This is a genomic window from Neochlamydia sp. AcF95 (genome assembly GCF_018342455.1).
Taxonomy (GTDB): domain Bacteria; phylum Chlamydiota; class Chlamydiia; order Chlamydiales; family Parachlamydiaceae; genus Neochlamydia.
In genome coordinates this window covers 23168-42027 of record NZ_JAEMUC010000051.1, presented here as the reverse complement: position 1 = coordinate 42027, position 18860 = coordinate 23168, and the positions used below count along the sequence as shown (strand labels likewise).

The 18860-nt window shown below is 39.4% G+C and carries 17 protein-coding genes, 1 other RNA gene and 1 pseudogene; 1 reads left to right on the top strand and 18 read right to left on the bottom strand.

The window, feature by feature from the left end:
- From NEOC95_RS06635 to NEOC95_RS06590, 10 genes and pseudogenes are all read right to left on the bottom strand, one after another.
- A partial coding sequence (locus NEOC95_RS06635; RefSeq protein ID WP_213152235.1) for a tetratricopeptide repeat protein occupies positions 1 to 533 on the bottom strand: 533 nt, incomplete at its 3' end.
- Positions 534 to 951: 418 nt separating this feature from the next.
- Positions 952 to 1113, bottom strand: a complete 162-nt coding sequence (locus tag NEOC95_RS09875) for a leucine-rich repeat domain-containing protein (protein WP_166157791.1) — start codon at positions 1111 to 1113, stop codon at positions 952 to 954.
- Positions 1114 to 1161: 48 nt separating this feature from the next.
- A pseudogene (locus NEOC95_RS09870) lies at positions 1162 to 1839 on the bottom strand (leucine-rich repeat domain-containing protein); the annotation flags it as partial.
- Positions 1840 to 3681: 1842 nt separating this feature from the next.
- Positions 3682 to 4824: a cysteine desulfurase family protein gene (locus NEOC95_RS06620; protein ID WP_213152233.1), complete on the bottom strand. Its 1143-nt coding sequence runs from the start codon at positions 4822 to 4824 to the stop codon at positions 3682 to 3684.
- On the bottom strand, positions 4808 to 5575 hold the full coding sequence (locus tag NEOC95_RS06615) for a Stp1/IreP family PP2C-type Ser/Thr phosphatase (RefSeq protein ID WP_242678236.1): 768 nt from the start codon (positions 5573 to 5575) through the stop codon (positions 4808 to 4810). The genes NEOC95_RS06620 and NEOC95_RS06615 overlap by 17 nt, the downstream gene beginning before the upstream one ends.
- Positions 5576 to 5763: 188 nt before the next feature.
- The gene (locus NEOC95_RS06610) at positions 5764 to 7032 is read right to left on the bottom strand and encodes a serpin family protein (protein WP_213152232.1); all 1269 of its coding nucleotides are present in this window, start codon (positions 7030 to 7032) and stop codon (positions 5764 to 5766) included.
- Positions 7032 to 7862 carry a CPBP family intramembrane glutamic endopeptidase gene (locus NEOC95_RS06605; protein WP_213152231.1) on the bottom strand — a complete coding sequence of 277 codons (831 nt, stop codon included), beginning with the start codon at positions 7860 to 7862 and terminating at the stop codon, positions 7032 to 7034. Before NEOC95_RS06605 ends, NEOC95_RS06610 begins: the two co-directional genes overlap by 1 nt.
- 140 nt (positions 7863 to 8002) lie before the next feature.
- The gene (locus NEOC95_RS06600; protein ID WP_213152230.1) at positions 8003 to 8617 is read right to left on the bottom strand and encodes a DUF7499 family protein; all 615 of its coding nucleotides are present in this window, start codon (positions 8615 to 8617) and stop codon (positions 8003 to 8005) included.
- Between the two features lie 289 nt (positions 8618 to 8906).
- Positions 8907 to 9005: signal recognition particle sRNA small type (gene ffs / locus NEOC95_RS06595), an RNA gene on the bottom strand.
- Between the two features lie 15 nt (positions 9006 to 9020).
- Positions 9021 to 9686, bottom strand: a complete 666-nt coding sequence (locus NEOC95_RS06590; RefSeq protein WP_213152229.1) for a MazG family protein — start codon at positions 9684 to 9686, stop codon at positions 9021 to 9023.
- A gap of 309 nt (positions 9687 to 9995) precedes the next feature.
- Between NEOC95_RS06590 and NEOC95_RS06585 the strand changes: the two genes are divergently transcribed.
- The gene (locus tag NEOC95_RS06585) at positions 9996 to 10460 is read left to right on the top strand and encodes an NUDIX hydrolase (protein WP_213152228.1); all 465 of its coding nucleotides are present in this window, start codon (positions 9996 to 9998) and stop codon (positions 10458 to 10460) included.
- A gap of 500 nt (positions 10461 to 10960) precedes the next feature.
- Here the strand turns inward: NEOC95_RS06585 and NEOC95_RS06580 are convergent, their stop codons facing one another.
- The 8 genes from NEOC95_RS06580 to NEOC95_RS06545 form a co-directional block, all read right to left on the bottom strand.
- Positions 10961 to 12577 (bottom strand): hypothetical protein, encoded by a 1617-nt coding sequence (locus NEOC95_RS06580; protein WP_213152227.1) that lies wholly within the window; start codon positions 12575 to 12577, stop codon positions 10961 to 10963.
- A gap of 92 nt (positions 12578 to 12669) precedes the next feature.
- Complete coding sequence (waaC, locus tag NEOC95_RS06575) at positions 12670 to 13737, bottom strand: lipopolysaccharide heptosyltransferase I (RefSeq protein ID WP_166157748.1); 1068 nt, start codon at positions 13735 to 13737, stop codon at positions 12670 to 12672.
- Positions 13734 to 14609 carry an RluA family pseudouridine synthase gene (locus NEOC95_RS06570; protein WP_213152226.1) on the bottom strand — a complete coding sequence of 292 codons (876 nt, stop codon included), beginning with the start codon at positions 14607 to 14609 and terminating at the stop codon, positions 13734 to 13736. Before NEOC95_RS06570 ends, waaC begins: the two co-directional genes overlap by 4 nt.
- Positions 14610 to 14697: 88 nt before the next feature.
- Positions 14698 to 15726 (bottom strand): phenylalanine--tRNA ligase subunit alpha, encoded by a 1029-nt coding sequence (gene pheS / locus NEOC95_RS06565; RefSeq protein ID WP_166157754.1) that lies wholly within the window; start codon positions 15724 to 15726, stop codon positions 14698 to 14700.
- Between the two features lie 83 nt (positions 15727 to 15809).
- A complete protein-coding gene (rplT, locus tag NEOC95_RS06560; RefSeq protein WP_166157757.1) occupies positions 15810 to 16166 on the bottom strand; it encodes a 50S ribosomal protein L20 in 357 nt (118 codons plus the stop codon).
- A 96-nt stretch (positions 16167 to 16262) separates the two neighbouring features.
- Positions 16263 to 16448, bottom strand: a complete 186-nt coding sequence (gene rpmI / locus NEOC95_RS06555; RefSeq protein ID WP_207391834.1) for a 50S ribosomal protein L35 — start codon at positions 16446 to 16448, stop codon at positions 16263 to 16265.
- Positions 16449 to 16490: 42 nt separating this feature from the next.
- On the bottom strand, positions 16491 to 17069 hold the full coding sequence (gene infC / locus NEOC95_RS06550) for a translation initiation factor IF-3 (protein ID WP_347566662.1): 579 nt from the start codon (positions 17067 to 17069) through the stop codon (positions 16491 to 16493).
- Between the two features lie 80 nt (positions 17070 to 17149).
- The gene (locus tag NEOC95_RS06545; RefSeq protein WP_213152225.1) at positions 17150 to 18850 is read right to left on the bottom strand and encodes an aminoacyl--tRNA ligase-related protein; all 1701 of its coding nucleotides are present in this window, start codon (positions 18848 to 18850) and stop codon (positions 17150 to 17152) included.
- Positions 18851 to 18860: the final 10 nt, after the last annotated feature.

Here is an 18860-nt window from a genome sequence, read left to right as displayed (position 1 = left end):
TTAGGAGAGTTTATAGAAGAAAGGCTTTTCTCTTTACCTTTATCTCTACTCTCAGTAAAAAGAGGGGGAAGTTGCTGGGAAGATAAAGAAGCTTTGGAAGAGCGTTTAAGGCAAAATTCAAGATAAGCTTGAGCTTTTTCATAGGTAGGAGTTAATTGCAAAGCTTGAAGTAAAGCTTCTATAGCAGTTGTATACTCTCCTTTTTCAGCCAGTTCTTTACCTCGTAGGAAATGTCCTACAGCTTCTTCGCTAGGCTCATGCTTAAGTTCTTCTAATGGATGAGATTCAGCCGTTTCGGCTAGGTGTCGCACCGTGTAGTTAGGTGCATGTCTTTCAATAAGCCTTCTATCTAGAGGACAAAGTTTATTGCGCGCTAAGCATTGGATAACGGTATCTTCATTAAAGGTATGGCCACAAGGGAACAAAGTAACAGCCCGAGTCATCAGCTCTCCTGAGACGGCATCTTCTATATTCTCTGAGACTGTAGTACGGAAAGTTACCTGGGTGCTAGAAGTAGAAGATGAAGGGACCATAATAAGCTCCTTAAAATTTTAGGATAAGTGATTACCTTAAATGCTGATGTAACCTGCTTTTTAAGGTCTTGTCTTAACTTTTCGCCATTAACTTATTCTTTTCATCTTTATTGATCAATTTTTATTTTAAAGAAAAAAAAGAAAAGCTTCGTTTGCATTTGGTAGAAGCTATAGTCGCTGTTCTTACCTTTTATCAATTTTTATCTCATCTTTTTGGATTAGCCTCTCAACGTTTTTGCTCCCAAACCTTCCATTTCATAGACTGCATAACCTGCTAAAAGGCTTAAAAAGGGAAAATTTTTGCCAATTATACGCTACCTATCTGAAAACTTGGCCCAAAGGCTAGGAAAGATAGATTTCCGTTTATTCACCAAAGTAAACAAGCGTACAAAAGATAGGATTGACTTCTTAATGTCATCTAAAGAGGGTTATCATCAATCTTGAGTGATCTTAGCTTAGGAAGAGGAGGAATAACGGCTAGCTGGTTATATCTTAAGTCAAGCTTTTCCAGCTTAGTTAGCTGCCGGATTTCCGCAAAAATAGCGGCTAGCTGGTTGAAGCTTAAGTCAAGAGCTTGCAGCTGCGATAGCTGCCTATCTCAGTAGGCAAGAGGTTAGCCGGTTGTTGCTTAACAAAAGCGTAAGCGTATGCAGCCGAGAGGCAATTTCCGCGAAATACAGTTTCGCTGGTTGTTGCTTAACCAAAGCGTTTTCAGCTGAGAAAGCTGCCCTATCTCGGCAGGGATAATAGTTAGCTGGTTATTACTTAAGTTAAGCGATTGCAGCTGAGAGAGCTGCCATATTTCTGCAGGAATAATAGTTAGCTGGTTATTACTTAGGTTAAGCGATTGCAGCTGAGACAGCCAACCTATTTCTGCAGGCAGAGCGGTGAGCTGGTTATTACTTAAGTCAAGCCATTTCAGCTGAGAGAGCTGTCCTATCTCTGCAGGAATAATGGCTAGCTGGTTATCACTTAAGATAAGCATTTGCAGCTGAGAGAGTTGCCATATCTCTGCAGGAATAATGGTTAACTGGTTGCGGCATAAGGCAAGGCTTTGCAGCTTAGTAAGCTGCCCTATCTCGGCAGGTAGAGCAGTTAACTGATTATCGCCTAAGTTAAGCACTTCTAGCTTAGTAAGCTGTCCTATCTCTGCAGGAAGAGTGGTTAGCTGGTTGTTATATAACCAAAGCCCTTGCAGCTGAGAAAGCTGCCCTATTTCTGATGGAAGAGTAGTTAGCTGATTATTACTTAAGATAAGCCATTCCAGTTGAGAAAGCTGCCAAATCTCTGGCGGTAAAATGGTCAAATTTAACTCATCATGTAAGTCCAGTTTGATAATGTTTTTACCATGCTTTTCTATCCACTGTTTTAGCAGTTCTCCTTTTTTCTTTAAAGGTAGAGCTTTAATCTGTGGTTGATTTAAGTACTCTGTCCCTCCAGGGAGTTTTTGCCAGAATAAGAGGCGGTTAATATTTAGTAGATAGGAGGAATAATTAGAAAGAGTGAAGGCCTTGCTTTCCTTAGCATTTCCATCAAATTCTAAAGGAGAAAGAGAAGCGGCTAAGGTAAAAAGCTTTTGAAAAATGTAGGGTACTTTTTCTTCAATAGAAAGAGTAGGTTCAATTTTGTAAATCTTATCTAAAATGCCAGCTTGTGCTATGAAATCCCCATTCCCTTTAGGAAAATGAACCTGGAGAATGGCGTTGTAAAGCGAGGTCATGGAAATAGAGGCTGTGGAAGAAAGAGAAAGAGGTTGAATTTCATTAGTCGAGCTGGTAGATGAAGAAGAAATAGAAGGTTGAGGAACGCCCGGGGCAAGGGAGGAGGACTCTTGGTGGATTTGCCGCAGTTTCTCAAACACAAATTGCCTAACCTTTTTATTTTCTCCTAGTAATTTTTCTGTCCATTTATAGCTTATTTTTTCTTTCTGATTTAGCTCTTCACCTTCCTGGCTCATCAGCTCTTCGACTTGATTCTCTAATATCTTCTTTAAAATAGAGTTTTCTTGAATGGAAGGCTCTTCTAACAGATTGAATAAAAGCTCAGTATAACGTTCTTTAGGAGAGTCTGTAGAGGAAAGGCTTTTCTCTTTACCTTTACTATGAAAAGAAGGCGGAAGAGGAGGAAGCGGCTGCGAGGGTAAAGATGCTTCTGAGGAGCGTTTAAGGCAAAATTCAAGATAAGCTTGAGCTTTTTCATAGGTAGGAGTTAATTGCAAAGCTTGTAGTAAAGCTTCTATGGCAGTTGTATGCTCTCCTTTCTCAGCAAGTTCTTTGCCCCGTAAGAAATGTCCTACAGCTTCTTGGCTAGGTTCATGCTTAATTTCTTCCAAGGGATGGGATTCAGCCGTTTCAGCTAGGTGCCTCACCGTGTAGTTGGGAGCATGTCTTTCAATACGCCTTCTATCTAGAGGACAAAGCTTATTGCGCGCTAAGCATTGGATGACGGTATCTTCGTTAAAGGTATGGCCACAAGGAAACAAAGTAACTGCCCGAGTCATCAGCTCACCTGAGACCGCATCTTCTACATTCTCTGAGACTGTGGTGCGGAAAGTTACCTGGGTGCTAGAAGTAGAAGATGAAGGGATCATAATAAGCTCCTTAAAGTTTTAGGATAAGTGATTGCCTTAAATGCTGGTCTAACATGCTTTTTAAGGTCGGGTCTTATCTTTTCGCCATTAACTTATTCTTTTCATCTTTATTGATCAATTTTTATTTTAAAGAAAAAAAGAGAGAAGCTTCGTTTGCATTTGGTAGAAGCTATAGCAGCTGTTCATATCGCTTATATTTTTTATACTTTCTATAAAGAAAGACATGGAGAAAAATTTCTTAGGAAGTAAGATATAAATTTATCTTGAAAAAAGAAACTTCTTGTTTCTCAGTAAGAGAAAACAAAGGTATTCTTGGATGACCTGTAAATTTAAGGAAAATACAACAAAATTTAACTTAATAAAAAGGGCTAAACTCTCTAACACATCCAAAATATATTAAAGCGCTTTAAGGTTTAAGGAGAAATTTTATAGGGTAGGATAACTGGAAACATTTTATGTGCTATAAAAAATTATCAATCGACCTCTTCTAGAAAGAACGTCAGCATTTTTTTCCATGTATGTCTGGCTTATTTGCAAGCCTCTATTCTTAAAGATAGCTTATAAAGCCTTTAGTTTGGTTACCAAGTTCACAATTATATTAATCGCCCGATCTATTTCTTCTTGAGTGGCATATCGGCTTAAAGAAAAGCGAATCGACTCTCTTACCCTTTTTAAAGGAATTCCCATGTTAAGAAGAATACGTGAAGGCTCCATGGCTCCTGAGGAACAGGCAGACCCATGGCTAGCAGCAATTCCTGCCATATCTAAAGCCGCTAACAATGTTTCTCCATCTACCTCGTCAAAACTTAGGTTGACTGTATTGCAAACTCTGTCCCCCTCTCCATTAATGCGCACGGCCTCGCCTAAATGCTTTTTTAAAGACTCTTCGAAATAGATCCTTAATTTTAACATCTTTTCAGAAGCTTCCGGTAAAGTTTGGGCCAGTATTTGTATGGCTGCAGCCATTCCAGCAATATCGGCCAGATTTTCAGTTCCTCCGCGACGGTTATATTCTTGCAGCCCTCCGTGCAATAAGGGGAGTAATTTTTGAGAAGATTTTAGATAAATAAATCCACAGCCTTTAGGAGCATGAATTTTATGCCCACTAAAGGACATTGCTGACACACCTGCAGGAATTTCTAATGGCTCTTTACCAAGCAAAGCTACACCGTCTACAAAAAAAGGAACATTTGCCTCTTCTGCTATCTTGGCGATAGCTTTAATATCTGTTTTCACTCCTGTTTCATTATTTGCTCCTATTAAAGCAATCAATCGAGTATGGGGACGAATAGCCGCAGCTACATCTTTTGGCAGAACAGCGCCATGCAAACCTGCCGCAAGGGATGTAACCTCAATTCCTTGATGCTGCAATAAATCCATCACGCTATGCACACAGGCATGTTCAACGTTAGAGGTCACTATATGCCCTTGAGTTAACGCACCTAGGATACCGCGAATGGCCATATTCGCTCCTTCTGTACCTCCAGAAGTAAAAATAATCTCTTGAGGACGTACTTTAAGATAGCTAGCAATAGCCTGGCGTGCTTGGCTTAAAACCTGGCGGGCTTCACGGCCAAAGGAATGAGGACTAGAAGGATTTCCTGGATAGGTCCGTAAGACTTCGGTCATTACCTGGATGACGTAAGGATCCACACAAGTGCTGGCGTTGTTATCTAGATAAATTCTATTCACGCGTTTCATCAATTTTAATAATCACTAAGGTGATATTATCATGCCCACCTTTTGCATTAGCTTTGGCAACTAGAATGTGGGCAGCGGCCTCAATATTTTGAATGCTGTTGAGCACGGATTCAATTTCTTTTGTGCTCAGCATATCGGTAAGGCCATCTGAACACAGCAGATAAATGTCATTTTTAGCTACGTCGCTAATATGCACGGAAGGCTCCACCGATTTTTCTGTGCCTACCGCTTTAGTGATAATGTTTTTATAGATAAATTTATCTTTACTTCGTTCATTCACTTGACCTAAGTCCACTAACTCCCTTAGCAAAGAATGATCTTTAGTTAATTGTTGAAGACGAGCGTTGTGTAAACGATAAATTCTACTGTCCCCTACGTGAGCATAAATAATACCCTGCGGATGGCAGAGTAAGCAGCATAGGGTGGTTCCCATTCCCCGCCACTCCTTTTCAGCTTTGCTCAGCTCATAGACAGTATGATTAGCATGCTCGATAGATAGCTGAATAAGGCCATGTGCTTCATCAATGGAGAGCGAAGGGCCAGCAATAGCAAGCGTTTGCTGCAAGTGCTCACAAAGAGCTTTAGCTGCCTCACGTGCCGCTACTTCCCCTGCACGATGTCCCCCCATGCCATCTGTTAAGACCACAAAGTCCAACTCATGCACATGCGTCCAAAAATCTTCATTATTTGAGCGTACAAGGCCTTTATCTGAAATGCCGTAAACGGAGACCTTATAATACTTTAGGTTCATAAACATAGAATTTTTGAGGAAAGGCCTTACTAATCAGCTGCATTTTAATGAAAAAATCATAACTCATTACAGATTTTTTTACTAGATGGGAGTAGAGAGAAGGAAAACAAGCTCAAGGGGTAATTCTTGCCCTCTATCAAGATTGCTTAGGCACTTGATAGAGGGTAAGCTTTTTAACGAGTTAGTAGCTAACTTTTATTAGGGTCGGTTACCCTGCCCATAAAGAGGATAGCACCTGTCTTTTTCTCATAAATCATATAGATAAAAGGATGATCTACTTGAAAGATCACAGGAGCTTTTGGCTCCAAAATTGAGGTAACATTCATGCTAATAGAGGTGGCTGCTGCAGCTTCGCTACCATTTTCATCCATGGATAGATAGACTTTATGTAGAACATTTCCAATCTTTAACCCTTTAAATTCAGTTATCTTGGAGAAATTGGCTTGATCACTAAAAGGTGTGTGCATCCCCATCTTTTCTAAGATCTCTTTTAGATTGCTAAATTGGAGAACTTTAAATTTAGGGATTGTTACGAGTACCTTAGTATTTTTTAAATTTTTTCTCCATTCCTCTAGCTTTCTTGCTGTTAACCCTTTTTCTACTTCCCTTAAAGCCTCTTTTTGATGAGGTAAAATAATCATCATAGAAAATTCAGGACCTTCCTTCCGCGAAAGAATGTAAGGAAGCTCCACGATGGCAGCTTCGGGAGTATCTAGATAAGGAAAATGAGCTGTTTGAGTCATGGATAAAGCTGTCTGAACGATCCCATCCTCTGGAAAGAAAGGTTGTTGAGTAGTTAAATGGGGATCAAAAGGGCTTTTCCATTTTGCTTTCAAATAGAGAGCACTTATTAGGACCATGCGGGTGGATGAATCTATAGCTTGGGGATGCAAAATATCAACGATTTTGCCAAAGGTATGGTGCTTAACCCAAGCATTAATGGTAGCCCTTGCAGTTTCAGTTTGTCCTTTAAAGTCGACGATTCTAAATGTGCCATTAAAATATTTTTTCATTTCTTCTTTATATGAAGAAAGTAAGGGAAAATTGGTTTGAATCCACAAAGAATTGGCTACCCGGACGCGTATTTCCTCAGAAGCACTGCTTGGATAAAAAGTAAAAAAGTGATTTAGCTCTGCTAAGCCTTTTCCCAATTTCTCAACAGAGGAAGGATAATGAAAAGCAGTGGAGATTTCTTTATGGGTATTTTCATTAGCACCGCTATAAGCCATCGCAAAAGAAGAAAAAATACTGTAGGGAGAAAAGCAAAGGTTATCACTGGAGGGCAGCTGATTGTACATATCTATAGCAAACGCATTCGCCCCTTGAGAGACTAAAAGTATTTCACTCAGCTCATCCTGAGAGACTTTTTCTTCCTCCGATTGTATAGGTAGGGAGAATAGACTTATCCATCCTAATATCACTAATTTAAACCAAGCTTTTGTAAAGATGTGCTTCATTAAACCTCTCTTTTTGTATAAAAAATTAGCATAATATTAACCGCATTGAAAATAGCATGTAAGCTAACAGATGCCCAAATCGATTGCTGCCGCTCGTAAATAAATCCTAGAAAGCAAGACAAGACAAAAAGCGAAGCAATTAATTCAACATTTCCCCAGCCCTGTAGGGAAGAAAAATGTAGGAGGGCAAAGATTAAGGAAGTCAATCCAATCGCTTGCTGGGAGGTCATATATTTCTTCAATCCATTTTGTAAAAACCCCCTAAAAAGCAATTCCTCAATGATGGGGACGATGAATATAATGCATACACTTAAAGTCATTAACAGAGGTAGAGAAGAGGTTGCCATCCTAATTTGCTGCACAGCTACTTGTTCAATTTCAACATTTTGATAGGTGAGCATTAACAAAAGCGCAACAAATTGACCTGTTGCGATCACTAAAGGATAACTTAAGACTCCACTGATGCAAGCAATAAAAAAATCTTGTAACTTATAAAGACTGCCCTTTGAAGCACATGCACCTAAAATTATCTCTTGATTTTCTTTAGATAAAGAAAAGTAGTAGGCGCCCATTCCTATGCCTGTTATAAAAATAGCGTAGATAGTGTACCACCCTTGCATTTCTGCAGTAAGAGATGAAGGGAAAGAGGGCCCTTCTTGTGGATAAAAAAAAGTCCAAAGCTTAAAAGAGGCAGGAACCCATACAATTTGTAAAAGAAAGAAAATAGCAAAAGAATAACTCCATAACTTTACCGCTAACGTTTGCTTGGTTTCAGACAATCTTCTACTGGAGCTAAAATAATCATTTTTCCAGGCCATTAACAAAAACATTATAAATATAAAGCTTGCGCTTGCAAAAATCTGTAACCGCTCAATCATCACTGTTTGCATGTTTTCCATTTCTTAAACTTAAGTTTATAAATTAGAAAGAGTAAGGCTTGCTTGATCTCCCTCCCTCTCTCTTTTTTCATCTACAGAACGTGTAATGCTACATTTTCTAAGCGTATGATAAGATCTCTTACTAAACGCTCGCTTAATTTTTTAAAATAATAGTTTTCCTTATCACTGTCCCAGGCTGCATGAGGGAGCAAGAGCTGCTCTGTCATAATCTCTTGCAGAGCTACTATCGGTTGCTCTCCACGTAGATCAATTATACGCACCTTTAGCTTCATAGTGAGTAGGTGTTTGTTATGTAGATGAGGGGGCATGCATTTCATCTCTACCTCTCCATACCTATCTTTTCGATATTCTACAAGTTCGGTAGCTACTATTACATCAGCTCCCCCAAAATTCTTTACAAAAGAAAAATCGGGGTCAAAAAAGGAAACTTTTTTCATCTTATCCAATTGTCTTTCGACGAACTCTTGGGGATAAAGATATAAACTTCCTCTTTCTCTCAATTGCTGACGCGTTTTCTTTAGCAGATAATCGACACTAGAGGAGCTTTCCATAGTATCAACGGTAGGCAATAGTACTACACGTGGTTTGGCCCTACCATCATCATGCATGGGATAAAAATCTCCATAGCGCGAACCACAAGAAATAGTAAGTAAACAGATTATTAAAGATAATATAATTTTGTTCATCAATTTCACCTCAAATAGACATAAAAATCTGTTATTAATAAGAAACTAGTTTTATAAGATGCAATTTTATCAAAAAAATTATTATTTCTCTATAAAAATTTTAACATCAAAGCACTAGCAGCCGAGTAGGAGAAGAATAAATAAAGAAACATATTTTCCCACCTCATTTTCTAGAATAAAGGAAGGTAAAAAACAATGACCTTAGACGTGCAAGGAAAAAGTTATTAGAAAGATAGCTTACTTGGAAGGCATACTATCGTTTAACTTTAAGAAAAATTAAATTAAAAAGAGTGCCGGAGATTATCTCAAGGCATAAACATTATCCTTAAGGCTGCTACATTCCTGTCCTGACCTGGTTCGAACTATTTCATTCCACAAGGTCCCCGGCAGCTATAAAGATAGCTTATTCCTCGTTATTTATAAATGCTTTTTTTTCAAAAAGTTGAAAATCTTTTTCTAAATGGGTGAGAGTTTTTCTTAAAGCATGCTCAGCATCTAGGCCCTGCTTTTGAGCTACTCCTACCAAGAAAAGAAGATGTTTACCTAATTCATTTTCATTATGAATGCCAGCAAGATCACCGGGAGGTAAATCTTTTAAATAGCCAGAATTTTTTATTTTTTTAAGGACTTTTTGAGCGCGTGATAAAGCAGGCAAGCACTTAGAAATGCCATCCAGTGCACTTTTGCGTGTATCTTTACCTTTTTCACGTTTTTTTATCTCTTCCCACTGATGGGAAAGCTCTTGAGAAGTATTTATCTTTTTTCCCTCGCCAAAAACATGAGGATGGCGTCGAACTAATTTCTCATTAAGCTCGTTAAGCACGGCACCAAAAGTAAAACGCTTCTCTTTTTCTGCTATCTTACACAGAAAAACAGCATTAAAAAAAAGGTCCCCTAGCTCTTCTTGAATATGGCTATTGTTGCCTAAATCTATCGCTTCAATGACTTCACAGCTTTCTTCTAAAAGCGAAGATCTTAGCGAATGTAACGTTTGTGCCTGATCCCAAGGGCACCCGTCTGGCGCTAACAAACACTCGATAATTTCTATCAGTTGATTAAATTCTTGCATAGCCACTTTATGTTTAGATGATTCAATAAATAATTGAGGTTTACAGCTTCATAGGGGCCCTATTAAGAAATTTTATCTTTTATGCTTGGGGGTTTTCCTTCTAAAAACAGCTTAAAAGCCAACCATTCACAAGACAAGATAGAACAAAACAGAAGTCAACATTCCCTAGCTACCCCATAAATAAAATCTGACTTTTAGGTTTATAGCCTTAATAGGCCTTTTTATTTATAAACTAAGGTGATGTAAAAAAACTAGAATAATCCTTCCGTAAGTGATAGGGTAGGAGGTTAAAATTTTAGATAAGGTTATATGGAAAAACAATGCACCGCTACCGCTTATATTTTTGATCATGAAAAAGTTTTACTCGTTTTCCATCGAAAATTAAGCAAATGGTTGCCTCCTGGGGGGCATATGTATCCTCACGAAACGCCTCCTATGGCAGCCAAACGAGAGGCTAAAGAAGAAACGGGCCTTGAGGTTGAGATTATCCTTCAAGAAAATATATGGATTGAACGGTGGAATGCGCATAGTTTTGAACGTCCCTATCTATGCTTGTTAGAAGAAATTCCTCCTTTCGGAGATCAACCTGCCCATCAACATGTTGATTTTATTTATATTACCCGCCCCATCGGAGGCGAGATCAGAGAAAACCCTGGTGAGACTAATGGGATACGCTGGTTTACCCTAGATGAGATAGAAGCTTTAAACCCGGATGGAGAGATTTTTGTGGAAACTCAGCAAACACTTCGTCATCTTTTCTTAAGAGGCTTTTAAAAAATGTGGCCCCCCATGAAGTCTTTGAACAAAGTAAAACTTTAATCATCAATACAAAAGGTCAACGAATGCACTACCTCCCCTTTCATTCTTATCACTTTCCCGCTTCAACAAAAAGTATTAACGAAATTCACCCTTAAAAGATATAGGAAGACTTATCAAGGGAAGGTAAAGATTTCCAAAGAAGGATTCATTCTTGCCATTTAGTACCTATATTGACCGTCCTGTACCTTTCAATGGCATTCATACAGTGCATATCTTTGTACTTCCTGTCCCTCAAAGATGAATTCATGCAGCTAGGGACTCATTTTATTGCAAAAATTAGTGCTAAGAATACTTTATTAAGGTGAGAAAGCTAGCAAGCTAGTAGGAGAAAACTCTTGGAGGAGACTTAAAATCTACAAAGATAGGGTTTTAAGGTGGCAAGCTTAAAAAGCTAAAAACCTAATGTCTATTAAGGGAGCCATAGGCCTTTAGCTTTTTATCCATTCTCATGCTTTTTAGCTAAGCTTTATCCATGAATTTCTTCTTTTAAAAATCCGCCAAAAACAGGCTAAAAGCCATTGGCCAATTTTAATAAAAGGAGCCGCTAAAAACTTGAAAACCTTTGTGACTAGGGATTCTTGCTTAACTTTAGCCATTTTCCCTTTATCCTTTACCTTTTGAGCTGTGTCTCGCTTTGTTTCTACCCTCTTTGTAGAAGCAGCTCTTAAAGGAGAAGCCTGCACAGACGGCCTTGCTCCTTCTCTACCCTTTTGAAAAGTTATGTCAGATGCTGTAGAGGCCTCTGGTAATGCCCCGTTCTTTTTTTTAATATGACGGGGAGCAAGAGAAGAAATGTTAAAGGTAGCTGGCTGAATCCCCTCTTTACCTTTTTCTTCTGTCCGTTGCATGCCCTCAAGCGAAGATAAAGGGCCTCTGCCAAAGTTTTTAGCTGCTTTTTGCTCTCCCTCATTTTTCTTAGGCGGGTTTGATTCTTCAAATTCTTCTAAGCTTGCGGCTAATGCTTCTGCTAGTGCTTTTTCTTCATCATAGCTTGCAAAGGTAAGAGGATTTTCTTCCCGGGGTGAGGCCCTTTCCACACTTGGCTCTTCTCTAGCCCTTTCTTCTTCGTCATCCATGGCGGCTATTACAGCTAATAAGTCTGCTAGGTCTTTTTCTTCCTTTTGATAAATGTCATCTTGCGATGTAGGAGGAGTTTCTCCTCTGTTTATAGAAGAAGGAGGGAGTGGGCTTTGAATAAACAGTTCATGTTGCTCGCCATATAATCGATCAAGCTCTCTTTCTTTATCAGCAATCTCTTCTTCAAGCGCTAGAATTTTATAGGCATTTTCATTCAAAGTTTTTCTCACTTCAGAGGCTAGGAGTTGATTGCCTGCAGGCAAGTCACTTAGTATTTCAATATTATGAATATTGGCTTTGCGAAGGTAGGAAATGTTTTCGGGTTCGAAAATTCCCCAGTCCACCCTTGCGAGAAATTCGCGCATCCTAGCTTGCTCCGCTTCGGAAAGGCTTTTTTTATTTAAATCGTTGAGGGTACGCAAGATTTTAATTATATGGGCTTTATGCTGCCCAAGGAGAGAATTCTCCTCTTTTAAAATAAACCCATCAAGCTTCTCAATCAAAGGCGATAAGTAGATAAAGGAAGGGCCTTCTATATCCTTAAGAACTGCTTGATTGGCTTTTAATAGAGCAGAACGCTCCTCTTTGCTTTGAGCTATTTTCTCTTGCAGCCATTGCTTTTTATAAGCAGGGCTTTTTTTAAAGGCTTTTTCTTCCCCAGTGATAAAAGCTTCTCTCTCGGGGTGATTAATTTTATCGAATAGCTTTTCTAATCGCTTAGTTGTATCATTGTTATCATCCTCTATTTTAGAAGCTAGATAAGCTACCGCCTGCTCAACTTTTATCTCTCTATCTGAGCAATTTCTATCGATTAAACGCTGTATAGACTCTCGTAAGCGCCCTTCAGGAGTAAGCGTTTTATCAATTTTAAGGCGATTAAAAGTTGCAATAGCATTCCTTAGCTTCGCTCGCCCTCCATGAGGCCGAATATCTTTATAAAAGCTATATAAAAGCTCTCTTCCCTTTTCCGCCCCTTTGTCTACATTAAAGCTCATCAAGCCCCTCCTAAAATTATCTATTAATTAATCTGATGAATAGACAATAGCAATATCCTTTAAAGATTTTATTAAAGCTTAAAAAGATCCTCTTAAATTTCTAACTGTGAATAAAAATGGGCAAACTGCTGAAACAAATATTTTCCTGATAAGCCACGCATGCACAACCCCGTCGTACAAGACCTTAATACAGGACAACGCCTTTCAAAAGTCTGGCCATAAGGGCACTCGCCTTGTATAGCTTCATGGAGGCTACCCTTAGGCTTATATTTACGAGCAGAAGAAGCTCCAAACACACTAAAGGAAGGTGTCCCCGACATTCCAGCTAAATGTAAAGGCAAGGAATCCATCGCAATGACAGCATCTATCCGACTCATTAAATTTTGTAAAACCGCAAGAGAGACTTTATCCAAAAGGCTTACGTTTGTCAATAAGGCAGACTGAAGCTTTTGGGCTATGGCTAATTCTTCGGAATTTCCCCATACTAAAATGAGCGAAACTTTCAGGTTGCTAGAAATTTCATATAAAAAGCTTTCAAGGGCTTCATAAGAAAGCCTTTTATTTCTCCAAGCAGAGCCTGCACAGACTAAAATCTTTGGCCCAGGTAACGCTTTTATCTGGGTCCAAAGAAGATCAAAAATGCCTTTTTGTTCCTCATTTAAATTTAAAATTAATTTTTCTTCTTTTAAGGGAGAATAACATTGAAAATAGTGCTGAACCAGATATACGTTTTCATCTCGCACATTTAATTCTTTAGGAGGATCGAAATGATGATGGGTTACCCACCGGTTAGGCCACTCCTGGAGAGATTTAGATCCAAACCCTACTTTATGAGCACTTCTTGCTAAAAAAGTAGGAATGGCTGATTTAGTGTTACCTTGCAAGTCAATCACAGCCGCATATTCTTGCTGTTGTAGGGCGGAGCGAAAGCTTAATATGCTGCTCCATGTTTTTAAGTTAAAAGGCTTTTTTCGCCAACCTTTTGTATCTATTTCAATGACGCGTTCAACTAAAGGGTGACTTTTAACAATTTCGGCAAAGCTCTTCTCCACTACCCAATCCACTTTAATATTTGGAAATTGCTGATGGAGAAAAGCAAGTACCGGAAAGCCATGGATAATATCCCCTAGTGACGAGGTTTTAACGATCAATATTCTCATAACACCTGCGCCATGGCTTGCTGAAAATCTAGAGGAATAGGAGCTTGAAAGTACATTTTGCGTAGAAGAGTGGGATGAATAAAGGATAGCTCATAAGCATGTAAAAGACAACGCGGGCTATAATAAGAACAATGAAAGAGCTTTCCATACTGCCGATCTCCTAAAATAGGATGTCCCATTTCACTCATGTGCACGCGGATTTGATGGGTGCGGCCTGTGCGCGGATAGCAGTGTACTAAAGAGGCTTTTGGGCCTTTTTTCTGAACTTTCCAGGCGGTTAGGGCCTGCTGGCCCTCAGCGGGAGGGACAGACCCCCATAACGACTGTCCAAGATAACCATGAATTTTACCTAAATAGTTGTTAATGCGTCCTGCTTCTTGCCTAGGAATTCCATCAATAAGAGCTAAGTAAACTTTATCGATCTCCTGCTTTTTAAAAGCAGTTACCATCTTTTCGCGAAACGCCTTACCTTGCGTAAACATCAAAAGCCCGGTCGTATCCCGATCTAGACGATGCAAAAGCTCCCACCTCCCATTATAAGCTTTTAAAGCTTCTATTAATACTTGGCCATCCGAGGCTACCCCTGCAGGCTTATTGTAGACAAGTAATTCTTCATCCTCATAAATAATCTGACTAGGTAAGAATTGGAAAGAAACAGAAGGTTTTTTCTGTAGAATTTCTGCTGGCAAGGAAACTTTATCTCCCTTAGCGAGAACCGTGGAAGCAAAATGCTCGAGCCGATGATTCACATAACATCCATTATATTCAATACAGCTCTTAATTTGGCGAGCAGAATAGCTTGAACCTAACTTTTCTTTAAGAAAATTGACCAGCTTTTGGCCACTTTCTGCTGTATCTACCATCCATTGCATATTAACCCTTAAAAAAAATTTAAACAGGCTAAAAAATTTACTCCTATTCTTTTTCTATAACTTTTTAAGCATCCTTAATTAGAAGGGATTAAAAATGGGTGAATTGCTCTAAAAAACGCAGATCATTTTCTGTAAATAGACGAATATCTTTTACTCCATGTTTTAGCAATACCATTCTTTCTACGCCTATTCCCCAAGCATAGCCCGAATAAACTTCCGGGTCAATTCCTCCATTCTTTAATACTTCGGGATGCACCATTCCAGCCCCTGCAACTTCCAGCCAACCAGAGTGCTTACAGAGCTGGCATCCTGTTCCCTTGCAAGAAAGACAGGAGATATCTACCTCTAAGCCTGGTTCAACAAAAGGAAAGTAACTTGGACGATAACGCGTCTCAATTTCTCGTCGAAATAGTTTTTTAAAAAACTCTTGCATGGTAGCTAAAAGATCGGCAAAGGTCACGCCTTTGTCGATATATAGGCCTTCCACCTGATGGAAGAAAACATGGGAACGAGCTGTAATGGTTTCATTGCGATAAGCTTTACCAGGAGTAATGATGCGAATAGGGGGCTGGTGAGCTTCCATGACGCGCACTTGCACATTACTGGTATGAGTGCGTAGAAGGACATCAGGCGTGATATAGAAAGTATCTTGCATATCACGGGCTGGATGATCAGAGGAGAAATTAAGGGCTTCAAAGTTGTAATAATCGGTATCAATATCAGGGCCATATTGTACAGAGAAGCCCATGCCTACTAAAATATCTAGGATACTGTCTAAGGCTTGCGTAATTATATGCTTACGCCCAATGGAATGTCGCCTGCCAGGTAAAGTAATGTCAATCTTTTCTTGAGCCAATTGCTGATCTTCTTCTTTAGCTATCAGCTGCTTTTCATGCTCCTCAATTTGATGCAAAACTTTTTCTTTGAGCTCATTAATTTCCTTGCCAAAGGCGGGCCGCTGGTCAGGATTAACCTCTTTTAAGAGTTTCATCAAATTTTGGATAAGACCCTTTTTCCCTAAATACTTTATTTTCAAATTTTCTATCTCTGCCGTGGTCTTTACGGCAGCTATATCGGCAGCAAAATCGCTATGGATGGCTTGAATGGAGCTATGCACAATCTTCCTCAAAAAATAAAAATAAAAAAATAGCAGAGTCACACTCGGTGGCTCTGCTAAAAATGTAGGAAATCAATACCTTGTTATGCAAGGGCTTGTTTTGCATGATTCACCACGGCGGCAAAGCCTTGGGGATCACGAATAGCCATATCGGCTAACATTTTTCTATCTAAATCACATCGCGCTTTTTGCAAACCATGAATAAACTTGCTATAAGAAATTCCATGGATTTTTGCAGCGGCTCCAATTCGCATGATCCATAAGCTACGGAACTCGCGTTTTTTCTCTTTGCGATGGCGGTAATTATAGGCCAACGCTTTATTAACCGCATCACTTGTAAGACGCAAGTGGTTTTTTCGATCACCGAAAAACCCTTTAGCTCTCTTAAGTAGTCTTTTTTTGCGACGATGTGAAGCAACAGCATTGGTTACTCTAACCATAGCTTATCTCCACTGTTATTTGTCTAATTCTTTAATTATTAAAATATTAGATCGTTTCATTCATCTTTCTGACTTTTAGCTAGTCAGATCTATATTTTATACGCACATTAATCGTTTGTACGTTTTCAAGTGCGCCTCATTAACTAACGCCGGTTTGGATAGCTGGCGTTTACGCTTAGGTGTTTTTTTATTCAAAATATGCCGCTTACCTGGACGCCCTCTTTTGAGCTTACCAGTTGCCGTCAATTTGAATCTGGCCGCAACAGCCTTTTTTGTTTTCATCTTAGGCACGTGAACTTCTCCCTACATATCTTTTCATTTTGCCTATGCGCTTTCTTCTTCCCTGGTAGGCTGGCTCTCATTCGAGGGGCCTTTCGCGCCTTCTTTTTTCTTCTTTCCACCAGGTGCTAATATGACAATGAGCATTCTTCCAAATAACTTAGAAGGAGACTCTACAGTGGCGATTTCTTCTAGATCTTCGCACACTTTACGAAGAACCTTTTCTCCAATCTCTGGATGAGCCATCTCTCGCCCTCTAAACATGCATGTTAACTTGACTTTATTGCCTTTAGCGATAAAATCCCGAGCATGTCTAATCTTTGTCTCTAGGTCATGGATATCGATATTCGGCTTGACCTTAATTTCTTTTACTTTAACTTGATGTTGAGCTTTCTTGCTCTCTTTTTCTCGTTTCGTTTGATCGTAACGAAATTTGCCGTAGTTGATAATTTTACATACGGGTGGATTAGAGCCTGCTGATATTTCTACCAAATCTAATCCATCTTCTTCAGCTCTAGCTAAGGCTTCATGCAAAGGGACTACACCAATTTGCTCACCAGTTTGCGTAATCAAACGAACGCGCGGAGCACGTATTTCTCTGTTAACTTTCAACCGAAATTCCACCCTCGTTATAGAAGCACAAAAATGTTACCTTGCACTTCTTAGTTTTTATTAGACCTCTTTCTTAAAGAGGTAGACTTCATTTAAGTTTTTAATTCGTTTTCTAACTTCAATTGCTCAAGAAATTTATTTAAAACTTCCTCTTGCACGCTTTCTTGCTGATATTTCTTAAATATAACGGTGCGATTTTCCTCTTCTTTATCCCCTACTCTTACAAGATAAGGAATTTTTTCATAGTGAGCGGCTTGAATCTTTAACCCAGCATTGTGAGTAGAATCATCCATACTCACCCGGAAACCAGCTTTTTTTATCTCCTCAAACACCTGAATAGCATAATCGAAATTTTTATTCATCTCTGGAATGATGCGTATCTGTTCAGGAGCAAGCCATAGAGGCAAGTTCCCGGCATAGTGTTCAAGGAGAATAGCTGTTAAACGTTCAATTGAACCTAGTACCGCTCGACCTACCATGACAGGCGCATGTATTTTGCCATCTTGCCCTGGATAGGATAAGCCCATTTTATCGGGATGGTACAAGTCAATATAAATGCAAGAGCTTTTCCAATCACGCTCCAGTATATCAGTGAATCGCGCTTCTATAGCAGGACCATAATACTCTTGAGGCTCTTTGTCAATCACATATTTAAAGCCGCTTACATCCAAGGCTCTGACTAAACTAGCTTGAGATTCCTCCCACTTTTTAGGAAGCTTCTTATACTTTCTGCTTTTAACAATCAGATGCCATTGGATCCCAAACCCCATTACTTTAATAGTTTTATTAATGAATTGCAAGGAAGAAATGAGCACATCTAAAAGTTGCTCGGCACCACAGAAGATATGAGACTGATCGGCATGAAAGGAACGGGACCTTAACATTCCCCATTGGTGGATCTCTTTCCCTTGATTGTAAAATTCAGCGTATTCTGCATAAGCGAGAGGCAGTTCTTGGTAAGAATGTGGCTTAGATTTGTAAAGAGAAGCATGCAAAGAAGCTTTACTAGCACATAAAGCATAATCTAATCCTTCGGCTTCAAAACGTAAAGCCAAAGGCTCTATTGAATCGGCAAAAGGCTGCTTTACCAGCGTGGGAGTTGTTACCCATTGACACCCTTGTCGTTGATACTCGGCTTTCAACCAATTTAGCAATATTTCACGAAGGATAACTCCTTTAGGGTACCAGGTCCAGCAGCCTGGACACGTCTCGTCCAAAATAGTGAATAGATTCATCTGCTGACCCAGTTGCCGGTGATCGCATTGCTTGGCAATCTCTCTTTTCTTCAGAAATTGCTTAAGGCTATAGCTTTCAGAAAATACGGTTCCCTGGATGCGTGTTAATGAAAGATTAGGTCTACCGGGTAAGGAAACTTTAAAAGAACTTACCTCTAATAATTTAAAGGCTCCCACCTGCTTAGTCGTCTCAACAAAAGGAGGTGCCACCCAATCGTAAAACTCACCCACTTGACAAACATGCACTAAAGTCTCTGCACAAGCCTTTAATAAAATAACTTTAAGGGTTTGCCCCTGATGTTTAAATAGCTCGATAGCATTTTTGCGCATCATTTCCATAGGCTTGAAGGGCAGGCTTTGCCGCATAAAGTCACGCATGCGCTCTTCGATATACAAGAATTGCTCGTGAGTAATAGCTTCGGGAAGAAAAAAATCGTAGTAGAAGCCCAGATCTGTAGCCTCGCCTTGGAATAGCTGTGCTTTTGGAAAAAGGCTACAAATAGCAAGCGCTAATAACTCTGCAGCCGATTGTCTTAGAGTTTTTAGCGGATTAGTCATAACCATAAAA

Bases quoted from the DNA above. Each gene is read 5' to 3' on its own strand.
- NEOC95_RS06580 (WP_213152227.1), bottom strand. From the start codon at position 12,577: ATGAGCTTTAATGTAGACAAAGGGGCGGAAAAGGGAAGAGAGCTTTTA.
- NEOC95_RS06590 (WP_213152229.1), bottom strand. From the start codon at position 9,686: ATGCAAGAATTTAATCAACTGATAGAAATTATCGAGTGTTTGTTAGCG.
- NEOC95_RS06570 (WP_213152226.1), bottom strand. From the start codon at position 14,609: ATGCAATGGATGGTAGATACAGCAGAAAGTGGCCAAAAGCTGGTCAAT.
- NEOC95_RS06620 (WP_213152233.1), bottom strand. From the start codon at position 4,824: ATGAAACGCGTGAATAGAATTTATCTAGATAACAACGCCAGCACTTGT.
- rplT (WP_166157757.1), bottom strand. From the start codon at position 16,166: ATGGTTAGAGTAACCAATGCTGTTGCTTCACATCGTCGCAAAAAAAGA.
- NEOC95_RS06605 (WP_213152231.1), bottom strand. From the start codon at position 7,862: ATGTTTTTGTTAATGGCCTGGAAAAATGATTATTTTAGCTCCAGTAGA.
- NEOC95_RS06615 (WP_242678236.1), bottom strand. From the start codon at position 5,575: ATGAACCTAAAGTATTATAAGGTCTCCGTTTACGGCATTTCAGATAAA.
- waaC (WP_166157748.1), bottom strand. From the start codon at position 13,737: ATGAGAATATTGATCGTTAAAACCTCGTCACTAGGGGATATTATCCAT.
- NEOC95_RS06545 (WP_213152225.1), bottom strand. From the start codon at position 18,850: ATGACTAATCCGCTAAAAACTCTAAGACAATCGGCTGCAGAGTTATTA.
- NEOC95_RS06585 (WP_213152228.1), top strand. From the start codon at position 9,996: ATGGAAAAACAATGCACCGCTACCGCTTATATTTTTGATCATGAAAAA.
- NEOC95_RS06610 (WP_213152232.1), bottom strand. From the start codon at position 7,032: ATGAAGCACATCTTTACAAAAGCTTGGTTTAAATTAGTGATATTAGGA.
- NEOC95_RS06600 (WP_213152230.1), bottom strand. From the start codon at position 8,617: ATGAACAAAATTATATTATCTTTAATAATCTGTTTACTTACTATTTCT.
- rpmI (WP_207391834.1), bottom strand. From the start codon at position 16,448: ATGAAAACAAAAAAGGCTGTTGCGGCCAGATTCAAATTGACGGCAACT.